Source organism: Micromonospora sp. CNZ297 (assembly GCF_007827625.1).
This window is the reverse complement of sequence record NZ_VISU01000021.1, coordinates 1-14,411: the sequence shown is the minus strand read 5'-3', so window position 1 is coordinate 14,411 and position 14,411 is coordinate 1. Positions and strand designations below refer to the sequence as shown.

Genomic DNA, 14,411 nt, shown 5'->3' with positions numbered 1-14,411 from the left:
GTGGTGGGACGCGTACTCCGAAGTGGACGGCGTCAGCATCCCACCGCCGCGATGCCCGCGAGCTGCAAGATCTCGGACAGATCAGCGGTTCAGGTGGGACCGGATGAGGAAGCGGACGCCCTCCGGGGCCTCCAGGGAGAACCCGCTGCCCCGGCCGGGCACCACGTCGACGGTGAGCCGGGTGTGCCGCCACAGCTCCCACTGGGCCTTCGACATCCAGAACTCCACCGGCTCGGGCACCCCGTCGACAGCCAGCGAGGCGAGCAGCACGTCCGAGCCGCCGGTGCGAAACTCACCGGCCGGGTAGCACATCGGGGCGCTGCCGTCGCAGCAGCCGCCGGACTGGTGGAACATCAGCGGGCCGTGCTGCCCCCGCAGCGACCGGATCAGGTCGGCCGCCGCGGGGGTCAGGGTCACGGTGTCGCCCATCAGAAGAAGCCCAGCTTCTTCGGCGAGTAGCTGACCAGCAGGTTCTTGGTCTGCTGGTAGTGCTCCAGCATCATCTTGTGGTTCTCCCGGCCGATGCCGGACTGCTTGTAGCCGCCGAACGCCGCGTGCGCCGGGTACGCGTGGTAGCAGTTCGTCCACACCCGGCCAGCCTGGATGGCCCGTCCGGCCCGGTACGCGGTGTTCAGGTCCCGGGTCCACACGCCCGCGCCGAGCCCGTACAGCGTGTCGTTGGCGATCTTCACGGCGTCGTCCAGGTCGGCGAAGGAGGTCACCGACACGACCGGGCCGAAGATCTCCTCCTGGAAGATCCGCATCGAGTTGTCGCCCTCGAAGATGGTCGGCTGGACGTAGTAGCCGCCGGACAACTCGCCGCCGAGGTCCGCCCGCTCACCGCCGGTGAGGACGCGAGCGCCCTCCTGCCGCCCGATGTCCAGGTAGGACAGGATCTTTTCCAGCTGGTCGTTGGACGCCTGCGCGCCGACCATCGTGTCGGTGTCCAGCGGGTGCCCCTGCGTGATCTGCCGGGTCCGGTCCACGGCGGCGGCCAGGAAGTCGGCGTAGTGGCCCTGCTGGATGAGCGCCCGCGACGGGCAGGTGCACACCTCGCCCTGGTTCAGGGCGAACATGGTGAAGCCTTCCAGGGCCTTGTCCAGGAAGTCGTCGGAGGCGGCGCTGACGTCGTCGAAGAAGATGTTCGGGCTCTTGCCGCCCAGCTCCAGCGTGACCGGCCTGATGTTCTCGCTGGCGTACTGCATGATCAGCCGCCCGGTGGTGGTCTCGCCGGTGAACGCCACCTTCGCCACCCGCGGCGAGGACGCCAGCGGCTTGCCCGCCTCGACACCGAAGCCGTTCACCACGTTCACCACGCCGGGCGGCAGCAGGTCGCCGATCAGCGAGAGCAGGTAGTGGATCGAGGCGGGTGTCTGCTCGGCCGGCTTGAGCACCACCGCGTTGCCGGCGGCCAGCGCCGGGGCGAGCTTCCACACCGCCATGAGGATCGGGAAGTTCCACGGGATGATCTGCCCGACCACGCCGAGCGGCTCGTGGAAGTGGTAGGCGACCGTGTCGTCGTCGAGTTCGCCGAGCGAGCCCTCCTGCGCCCGGATCGCGCCGGCGAAGTAGCGGAAGTGGTCGATCGCGAGCGGGAGGTCGGCGGCGAGCGTCTCGCGTACGGGCTTGCCGTTCTCCCACGTCTCGGCGATCGCGAGGGACTCCAGGTTGTCCTGCATGCGGTCGGCGATCCGGTTGAGGATCAGCGAGCGTTCGGCGACCGACGTGCGGCCCCACGCGTCGGCCGCGCCGTGCGCCGCGTCGAGCGCCTTCTCCACGTCCTCGGCGGTGCCCCGGGCCACCTCGCAGAAGGTCTGCCCGGTCACCGGGGTCGGGTTCTCGAAGTACTTCCCACCGTGCGGCTTCACGTACTCGCCGCCGATGTAGTGGTCGTAGCGGGACTGCCAGTGGGTGGGGGCGTCGTAGCGCGTCATGGGTACCTCCGCCGTCCGTCTGGGGTGGATGGCGGGCAGGCTAGTTTCCGGGACGTTGCAGGAACGTTGCGCGCGGCAGCGCGTACTCCTCGGCGAGCTGGCGGGCCCGCGCGACGGCGAGCGGCCGGCGGGGCGCGCCCGGCGGCAACGCCCGGGCCAGGGCCTGCCAGGCGGCCAGGTCGTCGGACCCGGCCGCCGTCGCGGTCCAGGCCGTGAGCAGCCCCGGGTCGGCGCCGGCCAGCACGGCGGCGCGCAACTGGCCGTCGACCAGGCGGCGCAGTCGCGCGACTCCCGGCGCGTCCGACAGGGGCAGCAGGGGCCCGGGGTACGCGCGCAGCGCCGCCGCCGGATCGCCACGTTCCAGCAGTTCGGTGACGGTACGGAAGTCGGCGCGCACGGCCGGCCGCAGCCGGTACGGGCGGGAGTCGAGCAGTTCCTCGCCGAGCACGCGGCGCAGCCGGGACAGTTCGGCGCGCAGTGTGACCGGGTGCCGCCTGTCGTCGCCGTACAGGTCGAGGCCGAGCTGTTCCCCGGTGCGCCCCTCGGGATGGTCGACCAGCAGCACCAGCAGCTCGCTGTGCCGCCGGCCGAGCCGGATGCGCCGGCCGCCGACGCGCAACTCCGCTTCGTCACGTCCGAGCGCCGACACGTACGCCACGTCCGGCGCGGCGGGCGCGGCGCCGGCCAGGAACGCCTCGGCGGCCCGGGCGGTGGCCCGGACCAGGGCGAGGCTCTGCGGGTTGGCCAGGTGGTCCCCGCCGGTGATGTCGACGGCGCCGAGCAGCGCGCCGCTGGCCGGGTCGTGGATCGGCGCGGCGGCGCAGGTCCAGCGCTGCACGGGCCGGACGAAGTGCTCGGTGGCGAAGATCTGCACGCCGTGGTCGACGGCGAGGGCGGTGCCGGGGGCGTTCGTGCCGGCGTGGGCCTCGTCCCAGCGGGCGCCGGGTACGAAGTTCATCCGCTCGGCGTGCCGCAGCACCCCGGGATGGCCCTCCACCCAGAGCAGCCGCCCGGCGGCGTCGCAGACCGCCATCAGGTGCGCGCCGTCCTGCGCGATGCCGCCGAGCAGGTCGCGGAACAGCGGCATCACCCGGGCCAGCGGGTGCGCGGCGCGGTACGTCTCCAGCGCGTCGTCGGCGAGGTCGACCGGCGCGGTGGTCTCCGGGTCGAGCAGCGCGGACCGCTCCCAGGATCGGGCCACCACCTCCCGGACCCGGCCGGAGGTGGTGCCGGCGGCGAGGAACGCCTCGTGGGCGGCACCGATCTGCGCGATCCGCTCCGCCGGATCCGCGCCGAACTCCAGGGCGAGCCACGGGTCAGCCACCAGCGCCTCCTTCCACCCATCGTGACCCACCTCACCCCCGAGCGCCAATGCGTGATCCGGGTCACCTGAGCGGTGCTCGTGCCGCCTGCGTACCGGACGAACGGCCCAGACGGCCCCACGCCGGTTGTCGCAGCGTGGCCCGCGTGGAGGATGGCTGCTGCGGACGCTTACGGAACCCTTAACTCCGGCCTGCGATGGTGTGCCGGACGACGAGGGAAGACACGGGGGAGCGCAACGGTGCGGGTGCTGGTGGCGGACGACGAGCGGCTCTTGGCGGACACGGTCGCCGAGGGGTTGCGACGGTTCTCCATGGCTGTCGACGTCTGCTACGACGGGGACGGCGCGCTGGAACGGATCGGGGTCAACCGGTACGACGTGGCGGTGCTGGACCGGGACATGCCCGGCGCCACCGGCGACGACGTGTGCCGGAGCCTGGCCGGGTCGGACGCCGGCACCCGCGTGCTGCTGCTCACCGCCGCCGCCGGCATCCGGGACCGGGTCGCCGGCCTCGGGCTCGGCGCCGACGACTACCTGACCAAGCCGTTCGCGTTCGCCGAGCTGGTGGCGCGGGTGCAGGCGCTGGGCCGCCGGTCCACCCCGGCCCTCCCGCCGGTGCTGGAGCAGCACGGTGTGGTGCTCGACGTGGCCCGGCACTCCGCGACCCGGGACGGCAGCCCGCTCGGGCTGAGCCCGAAGGAGTTCGCCGTCCTGCACGTGCTGATGCGGGCCGGTGGCCGGGTGGTGAGCGCCGAGGAGCTGCTGGAACAGGCGTGGGACGAGTTCGCCGACCCGTTCACCAACGCGGTCCGGGTGACGGTGATGACCCTGCGCAAGAAGCTCGGCCAGCCGTCCGTCATCCACACGGTGCCGAAGGCCGGCTACCGGATCGGCGAGCCGGAGTGAGCCCCCGCCGCCGCATCCTGCTGGTCGGGGTGCTCGCCCTGCTCGCCGGGTTCATGCTGCCCAACCTGGTCAAGTCGCTGCTCGAAATGGTGTGGGGGCAGGCCGAGCGGTTCTGCGGCCTGGCCACGATCGGCGCGGTGTGCGAGCCGGGCCGCCCGTTCGTCCCGCTGCTGCCCATGCTCATCGAACTGCTGGTGCTTGTGGCCATCGGGTTCGCGGTGTGGGGCGCTGCCCGCTGGTGCCTGCGCCCGGTGCACGACCTGGCCGCCCCGATCGCGAACCTGGGGCCGCAGAACCTCGGCTACCGGATCCGGCGCGGCGGCCGGGACGAGCTGGCCGGGCTCGGCCGCGCGATCGACGACATGCTGGACCGGGTCACCGCCGGATACGAGGGACAGCGGCGGTTCGCCGCGAACGCCTCGCACGAACTGCGTACGCCGCTCGCGGTGCAACGCACCCTGATCGAGGTCGGCATGGCCCAGTCGCTCACCGGCGAGCAACTGGAACTGCTGACCGCCCAACTGCTCGCCACGAACGAACGCAACGAGCGGCTGATCGAAGGGCTGCTCGCGCTCAGCGAGAGCGACCAGGGCCTGCGGTCCTCCACCCCGCAACGCCTCGAACAGATCGTCAGCGGCGTACTGGCCGCGTACGCCGACCGGGCCGCCGAGGCCGGCGTGACAGTGGAGGCCCAGCTGTCGCCCCGGATCGTGACCGGCGAGCGGGTACTGCTGGAACGCCTGGTCACGAACCTGGTGGAGAACGGCGTCAAGTACAACCGCGAGGGCGGCCGGCTCGTCGTCACGGTCGGTGGCGACCCCGCGCTGACCGTCATGAACAGCGGGCAGAGCGTCCCCGCCGAGGCGGTCGACGGGCTGTTCGAACCGTTCCGGCGTCTCGCCCGGGACCGGACCAACCAGGGCGGCGGCGCCGGGCTCGGCCTGGCCATCGCCCGCTCCATCACCCAGGCGCACGGCGGCATCATCGCCGCGCGTCCGGGGCCGGACGGCGGCCTGCGGGTCGACGTCCACCTGCCCCCCGTGGGCTGACCACCCCACACACGACTCCGGGGGCCGCCGTCGCGGCGTCCCGCGATGACACCTGCCCGAGGACGGGACCGGCGGAGCCGCCTTCCACCCGCAGACGGCCGGAGAGGAGACCGCAGTGCCGACCCGTACCGAGGGGAACGTGCCGCCCGACGGCCGGGTGCTCTGGGCCGACGTGGCGAAGGGCGCCTGCATCGTGCTCGTGGTGCTGTGGCACGTCGTCGTCAAGGACTACCTGCGCGTCGACTGGCGGGTCGGCCTGCCGGTGCCGGGTGCGTGGGGGCTGCTCGGCGAGCAGTTGCTGCCGCTGCGGATGCCGTTGTTCTTCGCGCTCTCCGGCATCTTCGCGGCGAACGCGGTGGCCCGCCCGTGGCGGGTGGCCGGGCGGCCCCGGATCGCGCGGAACCTCTACCTCTACGCGATCTGGCTGCTCATCCACACCGCGCTGCTGGCGTCGGCACCGGACTTCCCGACCGACCGGGCCACCGACAGCGGTGAGCTGCTGGCCCAGCTCACCGTGACGCCCTCGAATCTGTGGTACCTGTACGCGCTGGCGTTCTACTTCGCGATCGCGAAGGCGCTGCGCCGGGTGCACCCGGCGATGCTGCTGACCGCTGCGGGCGCGCTGTCCGCGGTGGCGGCGACCGGGCTGCTGGACAGTCCCGGGAACCGGGGGCAGGTCTACCAGAACCTGGTGTTCTTCCTGGCCGGCGTGCACCTGCGGCCGTACCTCACCCGGTGGGCGGACGGCACCAGCACCCGGCGGCTCGCCGGCAGCGGCGCGGCGTACGCGATCGGGCTGGCCGCCATGGCGCTGGCCGGCGCGCAGAGGTGGCCCGGCGTGTACCTGCTCGTCTCCGTGATCGCTGTGGCGTTCGGGCTGACCGCCGCCGCCCGGCTGGCCCGGCACCGCCTGGCCGGTCCGGCGCTGGCCCGGCTCGGCCGCCGCACGTTTGGTGTCTACGTGATCCACATGCCGGTGCTGGCGCTGCTGGACCGGCTCCTCGCCGCACCGGTGGCCGACCTGCCCGGGCCGGCCCGGGCGCTGCTGGTGACCGTCTACCCGGTCCTGCTCACCGCGCTCGTGCTGGCACTGAGCCTCGCCGCGCACCGCTGCCTCACCGCGCTCGGCGCGCACTGGCTGTTCGACCTGCCGCGCCGCCGCGCCCACTCGAATCCCGAAGGAGAGACCATGCCCCGAATCGACGCGCCGGTACTGCCGGACCGAACACATGTCGAGGAGGCCGCCCGCGTGCTGTCCGGCCGGGTGGTGCGTACCCCGGTGCTGCACAGCCCGGCGATCGATCGCCTGGCCGGCGCCCGGATCCTGCTCAAGGCGGAGAACCTCCAGGACGGCGGCTCGTACAAGATGCGCGGCGCGATGCTGGCGGTGGGCCGGCTCGCCGCCGCCGGGCACACCGGCGTGGTCGCGCAGAGCACCGGCAACCACGCCGTCGCGGTGGCGCTCGCCGCGCGGCGGCACGGGCTGGCCGCGACCGTCGTGCTGCCGGAGGACGCCGCGCCGGTGAAGGTGGACCGGGCGCGGGCCGCCGGGGCCCGGGTGGTCCGGGCCGGCACCACAGTCGAGGAGCGCCTCGCAGTCGCCCGGCGGATCGCCGAGGTGGAGGGCCACCCGCTGGTCGACGCGTACGACCACCCGGACGTGGTGGCCGGTCAGGGCAGCGCGAGCCTGGAACTGATCGAGGAGGCGGCGCGACGCGGCACACCGCTGGACGCGCTCGTGGTGCCGGTGGGCGGGGGCGGCGGCATCGCCGGTGCCTGCCTGGCGGCGGCCGGAACCCCGATCGAGGTGTACGGCGTGGAGCCGGTCGGCTGCGACTCGCTGGCGCGCAGCCTGGCCGCCGGACGGCCCACACCTGTCGCCCCGGCGCCGAGCCTGGCCGACGGACTCCGCCCCGGCTGCGTCGGCGACCTGCCGTTCGCGGTGGCCCGCAACCGCGTACGCGGGGTGGTCCGTGTCGACGACGACGCGATCGCCGAGGCGTTCCGGCTGCTCCTGCTGGACCTGAAGGTACTCGTCGAGCCGTCCGGCGCGGCCGCGCTGGCCGGCGCCTTGCGCCTCGGCGAGCCGTCCGGCGCGGGCGGCGTCGCCCGCCCCGGGGGCGGGGCGCCGTGGCCACCCGAGGGCAGGCGGCAGATGACTGTCGGCGTGGTGCTGACCGGCGGAAACGTGGAAGCGGACCTGGTGGCCCGGCTGGCGGGCGACCGGATGACTGTGGGAGTGGCGGCATGAGAGAGACAATGCGGATCGGTGTCCTGTTCGGAGGCCCGTCGGCGGAACACGAGGTCTCCTGCGCCTCGGCGCTCGGCGTGGCCCGGGCCCTGGCCGGGCAGGGGCACCGGGTGGTGGCGCTCGGCATCACCCGTACCGGCGGGATCAGGCTGCTGCCCGAACCGGTGCTCGCGCAGCACCTCGGAACCGTGACGGCCGGGCGGGCGATCGACGACCGGCTGCCGGTCACCGGTCCGGCGGTCGAGCTGCGACGCGGAACGACAACCGGCACCGTCGCGGTCGGCGCGGCCGACGCCCCCGCGACTGTGCACGCCGAACTGGACGTGGTGTTCCCGGTGCTGCACGGCCCGTACGGCGAGGACGGCGTGGTGCAGGGGCTGCTGGAGTCACTGGGCGTGCCGTACGTCGGGTGCGGCATCCTCGCCTCCGCAGTCGGCATGGACAAGGTGGCGATGAAGCGGGCGCTGCGGGCCGAGGACGTGCCGACCACGCCGTACGTCTGGTTCGACGAACCGACCTGGCGGGCCGCGTCCGACCCGGAGACGCTGGTGGTCGGGCTGCGCGGGCCGCTGTTCGTCAAGCCGGCCCGGATGGGCTCCTCGATCGGGATCTCCCGGGTGGCCGACGGCGACGACCTGATCGCCGCCGTGGAGGAGGCGTTCCGGCACGACCACGTGGTGCTCGTCGAGCAGGGCGTGACCGGCCGGGAACTGGAGTGCGGCGTGCTCGGCGGCTGGCAGCCGGAGGCGTCGGCGGTCGGCGAGGTCCGGGTCGCGGGCGGCTGGTTCGACTACCGGCAGAAGTACTTCGGCGACGCCGACCCGATGATCGTCCCGGCGCCGCTGCCGGACGAGGTCACCGAGCGGATCCGCGACCTGTCGGTGCGGGCGTTCACCGCGATCGGCGGCTGGGGCCTGGCCCGTGTCGACTTCCTCTACGACGAGGCCACCGGCGACCTGTTCGTCAACGAGCTGAACACGCTGCCCGGCTTCACCGCCCACTCGATGTACCCGAAGGTGTGGGCCGAGTCCGGCGTCGCGTACCCCGAGGTGGTGGACCGGCTCGTCGCGCTCGCCTTCACCAGGCACGCGGCCCGGCCGTCGCGCGAACACCCCGGGGGTACGCCGTGATCCTGCTCTCCGACCCCCGGGTCGCCGCGGTGTCCAGCCGGGACGACGGCGAACCCCTGGTGGACCTGCGCGAGGTGCCCGGGCTGCGGGTGGACGGGCGGGCCGCCGACCCCGCCGGGGCGTACGCCCGGGTGCGGCTCGGGGTCGCGGACCGGTTGCTGGCCGCGCAGCGCGCGCTGCCGGCCGGGCTGCGCCTGCTCGTGGTCGAGGGGTACCGGCCGTACCGGGCGCAGCTCGACATCTTCACCGGCTACCGGGACGAGTTGCGGCGGCGCCACCCGGACTGGCCGGCGGACCGGTTGCACCGGGAGACCACCAAGTTCGTCTCGCCGGTCGAGGTGGCCCCGCACAGCACCGGCGGAGCAGTCGACCTCACGCTGTGTGACGCCGGCGGGGTGGAGTTGGACATGGGCACAGCGCTCGACGCCACCCCGGAGGAGAGCGCCGACGCCTGCTTCACCGCGGCCCGGCACATCCCGGTCAGCGCGTGGCGCAACCGGAACGTGCTGGTGGCGGCGCTGAGCGGCGCGGGGCTGGTGAACTACCCGACGGAGTGGTGGCACTGGTCGTACGGCGACAGGTACTGGGCGTTGATGACCGGAGCGCCACACACCCGCTACGGTCCGCTGTAGCCCACGCATCCGGGTGAACGGTCCGGCCCTCCCGTCCGTACCACGCGTCGAACGACAGCGACGACGGGAGAGAACGTGAGGGTGCAGCGCAAGCACGTGCTGGCGGCGACTGTGGCGGTGACCGCCACTGTGGCGGTCTCGGTGGGCACCGGACTCGGTTTCGCGGACACCGCGCCGGCCGCGCGATCGGTCTGCGCCGGGTCGGTGACCTTCTCGGCCGAGGGCGGGCCGCCGGCCGCGACGAGCGACAGGTTCCCGGTGGGCACCCGGCTGCGGGTGACGAACCTGGACAACCGCAAGGTGGCCACGGTGACGGTGATCGGGCCGTCCGGGAGCTGCGTGCTGCTGAACGCCGCCGCCATGGACCTGGTACGCGAGCCGGGCAAGAACGTCGTCCGCCGCAACGTGGTGGAACGCCTCGACGGCGCCGCCGCCCCGGCGCCGGGCGCGCAGCCGGGTGAGACCCGGCCGGGCGCGGCGCAGCCGATCGGCGGCAGCGTCTGCTCCGGCCCGCTCACGTTCTTCGCCGAGGGCGGGGCGCCCGCAGCCACCAGCGGCCAGTTCCCGCTCGGCACCCGGCTGCGGGTGACGAACCTGGACAACAACAAGGTGGTGACCGTGACGGTGACCGGGCCGTCTGGTAGTTGCGTGCTGCTGAACACGGCGGCCATGGACGCGATCCGGGAACCCGGCAAGAACCTGGTCCGGCGCAACACTGTGGAGCTGCTCCGCTGATCCTCCGGGCGGAACACCATGGGCCGGTCCTGGGGGAGATCGGGCCCATGGTGTCCCACGTCCGGGGTCAGCCGAAGGCGGCCGCCAGGATGTCCAGTCCCCGGCCCAGCTCGTCGTCGGAGATGACGAGCGGAGGCAGGAACCGCAGCACGTTGCCGTAGGTGCCGCAGGTCAGGGTGAGCAGCCCGGCCGCGTGGCAGGCCGCCGAGATCGCCGCCGTGGCGGCCGGGTCCGGGGTCAGCGTGCCCGGCACCACGATCTCCATCGCGAGCATCGCGCCCCGGCCGCGTACCTCGGCCACGCGCGGGTCACCGGCGGCGATCGCGCGCAGCCGCTCACCCATCACCGCGCCGATCCGGCGCGCGGCGGCGGCCAGGTCCAGCTCCCGCATCGTCTCCATCGACGCGAGCGCGGCGGCGCAGGCGATCGGGTTTCCGCCGTACGTGCCGCCGAGGCCGCCGATGTGCACCGCGTCCATCAGGTCCGCCCGGCCGGTCACCGCCGCCAGCGGCAGGCCGCCCGCGATGCCCTTGGCCAGCGTGATCAGGTCCGGCTCGACGCCCTCGTGCGCGCAGGCGAACCAGTCGCCGGTGCGGCAGAAACCGGTCTGGATCTCGTCGGCGACGAACACCACCCCGGCCGCCGTCGCCCACTCGCGCAGCGCCGGCAGGAAACCCTGAGCGGGTACGACGAAACCGCCCTCGCCCTGGATCGGCTCGATCAGCAGCGCCGCCACGTTCTCCGCGCCCACCTGCTTCTCGATCATCTCGATCGACCGGGCCGCCGCAGTGGCGCCGTCGAGCCCGCCGTCGCGCAGCGGGTACGACATCGGCACCCGGTAGACCTCACCGGCGAACGGCCCGAACCGGTGCTTGTACGGCATGTTCTTCGCGGTCAGCGCCATGGTCAGGTTGGTCCGGCCGTGGTACGCGTGGTCGAACACCACCACAGCGGGCCGCCCGGTCGCGTGCCGGGCGATCTTCACCGCGTTCTCCACCGCCTCGGCGCCGGAGTTGAACAACGCCGACCGCTTCTCGAAGCCACCCGGCGTCAGCGCGTTGAGCTGCTCGCAGACCGCCACGTACGACTCGTACGGCGCGACCATGAAGCAGGTGTGGGTGAAGCGCTCGACCTGCGCGCGTACCGCCTCGACCACGCGCGGCGCGGAGTTGCCCACGTTGGTGACAGCGATGCCGGCCGCGAAGTCGATCCACTCCCGGCCGTCCACGTCGGTGATCGTGCCGCCGCCCGCCCGGTCCACGTACGCGGGGATCGTGCTGCCCACGCCCCGCGCCACCGCCTCGACCCGGCGCTTGTGCAACTCCTCGCTCGTGGCCATCGGATCAGCCCTCGATGTTGTGCATGACGTGCTTGACCCGGGTGTAGTCCTCCAGGCTGTAGACCGACAGGTCCTTGCCGTGGCCGGAGTGCTTGAAGCCGCCGTGCGGCATCTCCGAGACGAACGGGATGTGCGTGTTCACCCAGACGCACCCGAAGTCCAGCCGCCGGGTCATCCGCATGGCCCGGCCGTGGTCGCGCGTCCACACCGAGGCGGACAGGCCGTAGTCCACGCCGTTCGCCCAGCGCACCGCCTCGTCCTCGTCGGAGAAGCGCTGCACGGTGATGACCGGCCCGAACACCTCGTCCTGGATGATCTCGTCGGCCTGGCGTACGCCGGAGACCACTGTCGGGGCGTAGAAGAAGCCACGCTCGCCGACCCGGGCACCGCCGGTGGTGACGTTCGCGTGGTCCGGCAGCCGGTCCACGAAGCCGCTGACCCGGGCGAGCTGGTTGGCGTTGTTCAGCGGGCCGTAGAGCACGTCCGCGTCGTCCGGCGCGCCGGTGCGGGTGTTGCGGGCCTGCTCGGTCAGCGCGGCCACGAAATCCTCGTGGATGCCCGGACCGGTGAGCACGCGGGTCGCCGCCGTGCAGTCCTGACCGGCGTTGAAGTAGCCGCCCATCGCGATCGCCTCGGCCGCCGCCGCCACGTCCGCGTCGTCGAAGATCACCACCGGGGCCTTGCCGCCCAGCTCCAGGTGGGTCCGCTTCAGGTCCGGCGCCGCCGCGGCGGCCACCTCCATCCCCGCGCGGGTCGAGCCGGTGATCGACACGAGCTGCGGGGTCGGGTGGGAGACCAGCGTACGGCCGGTGTCGCGGTCGCCGCAGACCACGTTGAACACACCCGGGGGCAGGTGCTCGGCGGCGATCTCGGCCAGCAGCAGCGTCGACACCGGCGTGGTGTCCGACGGCTTCAGCACCACCGCGTTACCCGCCGCCAGCGCCGGGGCGATCTTCCACACCGCCATCATCAGCGGGTAGTTCCAGGGCGTGACCTGGGCGCAGACGCCGATCGGCTCGCGCCGCACGTACGAGGTGTGCCCGGCCATGTACTCGCCGGCCGAGCGCCCCTCCAGCAGGCGCGCCGCCCCGGCGAAGAAGCGCAGCTCGTCCACCGCGGGCGGCAGCTCCTCGTCGGCGGTGAGCTGCCGGGGCTTACCGGTGTTGCGGACCTCCGCGTCGACCAGCTCGGCGGCCCGCGACTCCACCGCGTCGGCGAACTTCAGCAGCGCCCGCTGCCGCTCGGCCGGTGTGGCGTCCCGCCAGGTCTCGAACGCGGCGGAGGCGGCCTTCATCGCCGCGTCCACGTCCGCCGCGCCGGAGACCGGGGCCTGGGCGAAGACCTCGCCGGTGCACGGGTCGATCAGGTCGGCGTAGCCGCCGTCCACCGGGTCGACGTACTCGCCGTTGACGAAGTTGCGCAGCTGCTGCTGGTCGCTCATCAGAAGTCTCCGAGAGGGTGGCCGGGGAGAGGGTCAGCGGAGGTTATCGCAATCTGACTGCCATCTTGGCTACTAAATCCGAGGCAGACAAGGGTTTGAGCAACTGTTTCCGCGTGGGCGTCTGTGGTCTAGGCTGCCGGTCGTGGAGCCGAGAGCCTTCTACGTCGCCGGTCGCCCCGCCCACGGCGAGGACGAGCTGACAGTCACCCACCCGTACGACGGGCAGCCGGTGGGGCGTACCACGCTCGCCACGGCCGACCAGCTCGAAGCCGCAGTCGCGGGCGCCGCCCGGGTGGCCGCGGAGGCCGCGGCCCTGCCCGCGCACGCCCGCGCGGCCGCCCTGGACCACGTCTCCCGCCGGCTCGCCGAGCGGGCCGACGAGGTCGCCGCGCTGATCACCGCCGAGAACGGCAAGCCGGTCAAGTGGGCGAAGGCCGAGGTCGGGCGCGCGATCTCCACGTTCCGCTGGGCCGCCGAGGAGGCCCGCCGCTTCTCCGGCGAGCTGCAACGGCTCGACACCGACCCCGCCGCCACCGGGCGGATCGCCCTGGTCCGGCGCGTGCCGCGCGGGCCGGTGCTCGGCATCACCCCGTTCAACTTCCCGCTCAACCTGGTCGCCCACAAGGTCGCCCCGGCGCTCGCCGTCGGCACCCCGATCGTGGTCAAGCCCGCTCCGGCGACACCTCTCACCGCGCTGCTGCTCGGCGAGATCCTGGCCGAGACCGACCTGCCCGAGGGCATGTTCTCGGTGCTGCCGCTGCCGAACGAGCGCGCCGCCGAACTGGTCACCGACCCGCGGCTACCGGTGGTGTCGTTCACCGGCTCCGGACCGGTCGGCGCGGCCATCCGCCGGGCCGCGCCGGACAAGCACGTCACGCTGGAACTCGGCGGCAACGCGGCGGCGGTCATCTGCGAGGACTGGGCGGCGGACGAGGACCTGACCTTCGCCGCGCACCGCATCGCCACGTTCTCCAACTACCAGGCCGGGCAGTCGTGCATCGCCGTGCAGCGGGTCTACGTGCACGAATGGCTCTACGACGGCTTCCTGCCCCGGCTCGTCGCGGCGGTGCAGGCGCTGCGCACCGGCGACCCGCGCTCCGAGCTGACCGACGTCGGCCCGCTGGTGTCGGTCGAGGCGGCGCAGCGCGTCGAGACCTGGGTGGACGAGGCGGTCGCCGCCGGCGCCGTCATCGAGACCGGCGGGCGGCGCGACGGCGCCACCTACCCGCCCACTGTGCTCAGCGGCGTACCGGCCGACGCGAAGGTGTGCGCCGAGGAGGTGTTCGGACCGGTGCTGGTGGTCGCCCCGGTCGTGAACGACCGGGCCGCGTTCGCCGCCGTCAACGACTCCGCGTACGGGCTCCAGGCCGGCGTCTTCACCCACCGGCTCGACGTGGCGTTCGACGCCGCCCGCACGCTTGAGGTCGGCGGCGTGATCGTCGGGGACGTGCCGTCGTACCGGGCCGACCAGATGCCGTACGGCGGGATGAAGGGCTCCGGGGTCGGGCGGGAAGGGCTGCGCAGCGCGATGGACGACTACACCGAGCCGCGGGTCACGGTGCTGACCGGCGTGGCCCTCTGACAGTGATGATGTGGGAGCGGGTCACCCGGCCGGTCTGACTCACCCTCTGACTGACCTTGGGTGTCTTCTAGGGGATTCGTCGGCTTGTCCG

The 14,411-nt window shown here is 73.3% G+C and carries 12 protein-coding genes; 7 read left to right on the top strand and 5 right to left on the bottom strand.

Annotated features, from left to right (window positions below; all coding sequences use genetic code 11):
* Positions 1-81: 81 nt before the first annotated feature.
* From FB454_RS27680 to FB454_RS27670, 3 genes are read right to left on the bottom strand one after another with little or no spacing between them, the layout of a single operon-like run.
* Positions 82-429, bottom strand: coding sequence for a DUF779 domain-containing protein (locus FB454_RS27680; protein WP_013284177.1), 348 nt, complete (start codon positions 427-429; stop codon positions 82-84).
* A complete protein-coding gene (adh, locus tag FB454_RS27675; RefSeq protein WP_013284178.1) occupies positions 429-1,934 on the bottom strand; it encodes an aldehyde dehydrogenase in 1,506 nt (501 codons plus the stop codon). The genes FB454_RS27680 and adh overlap by 1 nt, the downstream gene beginning before the upstream one ends.
* Before the next feature lie 40 nt (positions 1,935-1,974).
* Positions 1,975-3,258, bottom strand: coding sequence for a sigma-54-dependent transcriptional regulator family protein (locus FB454_RS27670; protein ID WP_145823794.1), 1,284 nt, complete (start codon positions 3,256-3,258; stop codon positions 1,975-1,977).
* Between the two features lie 237 nt (positions 3,259-3,495).
* On the opposite strand from FB454_RS27670, the gene FB454_RS27665 reads away from it, so the two are divergent.
* The 6 genes from FB454_RS27665 (at position 3,496) to FB454_RS27640 (ending at position 9,958) form a co-directional block, all read left to right on the top strand.
* Positions 3,496-4,161 carry a response regulator transcription factor gene (locus FB454_RS27665; protein ID WP_030271171.1) on the top strand — a complete coding sequence of 222 codons (666 nt, stop codon included), beginning with the start codon at positions 3,496-3,498 and terminating at the stop codon, positions 4,159-4,161.
* Positions 4,158-5,210 carry a sensor histidine kinase gene (locus FB454_RS27660; protein WP_030271169.1) on the top strand — a complete coding sequence of 351 codons (1,053 nt, stop codon included), beginning with the start codon at positions 4,158-4,160 and terminating at the stop codon, positions 5,208-5,210. The genes FB454_RS27665 and FB454_RS27660 overlap by 4 nt, the downstream gene beginning before the upstream one ends.
* A 115-nt stretch (positions 5,211-5,325) precedes the next feature.
* The gene (locus FB454_RS27655) at positions 5,326-7,461 is read left to right on the top strand and encodes a pyridoxal-phosphate dependent enzyme (RefSeq protein ID WP_145823793.1); all 2,136 of its coding nucleotides are present in this window, start codon (positions 5,326-5,328) and stop codon (positions 7,459-7,461) included.
* Entirely contained in the window at positions 7,458-8,591 is a 1,134-nt protein-coding gene (locus FB454_RS27650) for a D-alanine--D-alanine ligase family protein (RefSeq protein ID WP_145823792.1), read from the top strand. The genes FB454_RS27655 and FB454_RS27650 overlap by 4 nt, the downstream gene beginning before the upstream one ends.
* Complete coding sequence (locus FB454_RS27645; protein ID WP_013474098.1) at positions 8,588-9,223, top strand: M15 family metallopeptidase; 636 nt, start codon at positions 8,588-8,590, stop codon at positions 9,221-9,223. Before FB454_RS27650 ends, FB454_RS27645 begins: the two co-directional genes overlap by 4 nt.
* 75 nt (positions 9,224-9,298) lie before the next feature.
* Entirely contained in the window at positions 9,299-9,958 is a 660-nt protein-coding gene (locus FB454_RS27640) for an RlpA-like double-psi beta-barrel domain-containing protein (RefSeq protein ID WP_145823791.1), read from the top strand.
* Positions 9,959-10,025: 67 nt separating this feature from the next.
* On the opposite strand, the gene gabT is transcribed toward FB454_RS27640, so the two are convergent.
* Both gabT and FB454_RS27630 read right to left on the bottom strand, forming a co-directional pair.
* On the bottom strand, positions 10,026-11,297 hold the full coding sequence (gene gabT, locus FB454_RS27635; protein WP_145823790.1) for a 4-aminobutyrate--2-oxoglutarate transaminase: 1,272 nt from the start codon (positions 11,295-11,297) through the stop codon (positions 10,026-10,028).
* Between the two features lie 4 nt (positions 11,298-11,301).
* Complete coding sequence (locus FB454_RS27630) at positions 11,302-12,738, bottom strand: gamma-aminobutyraldehyde dehydrogenase (RefSeq protein WP_013284186.1); 1,437 nt, start codon at positions 12,736-12,738, stop codon at positions 11,302-11,304.
* A 142-nt stretch (positions 12,739-12,880) separates the two neighbouring features.
* Here FB454_RS27630 and FB454_RS27625 point away from each other — a divergent pair, with 142 nt between their 5' ends.
* Positions 12,881-14,320 carry an aldehyde dehydrogenase family protein gene (locus tag FB454_RS27625; RefSeq protein ID WP_030271157.1) on the top strand — a complete coding sequence of 480 codons (1,440 nt, stop codon included), beginning with the start codon at positions 12,881-12,883 and terminating at the stop codon, positions 14,318-14,320.
* Positions 14,321-14,411: the final 91 nt, after the last annotated feature.

What these genes read in the sequence shown, in the direction of transcription:
- FB454_RS27680 (WP_013284177.1), bottom strand. Translation starts at nt 429, where the DNA reads ATGGGCGACACCGTGACCCTGACCCCCGCGGCGGCCGACCTGATCCGG.
- FB454_RS27650 (WP_145823792.1), top strand. Translation starts at nt 7,458, where the DNA reads ATGAGAGAGACAATGCGGATCGGTGTCCTGTTCGGAGGCCCGTCGGCG.
- adh (WP_013284178.1), bottom strand. Translation starts at nt 1,934, where the DNA reads ATGACGCGCTACGACGCCCCCACCCACTGGCAGTCCCGCTACGACCAC.
- FB454_RS27630 (WP_013284186.1), bottom strand. Translation starts at nt 12,738, where the DNA reads ATGAGCGACCAGCAGCAGCTGCGCAACTTCGTCAACGGCGAGTACGTC.
- gabT (WP_145823790.1), bottom strand. Translation starts at nt 11,297, where the DNA reads ATGGCCACGAGCGAGGAGTTGCACAAGCGCCGGGTCGAGGCGGTGGCG.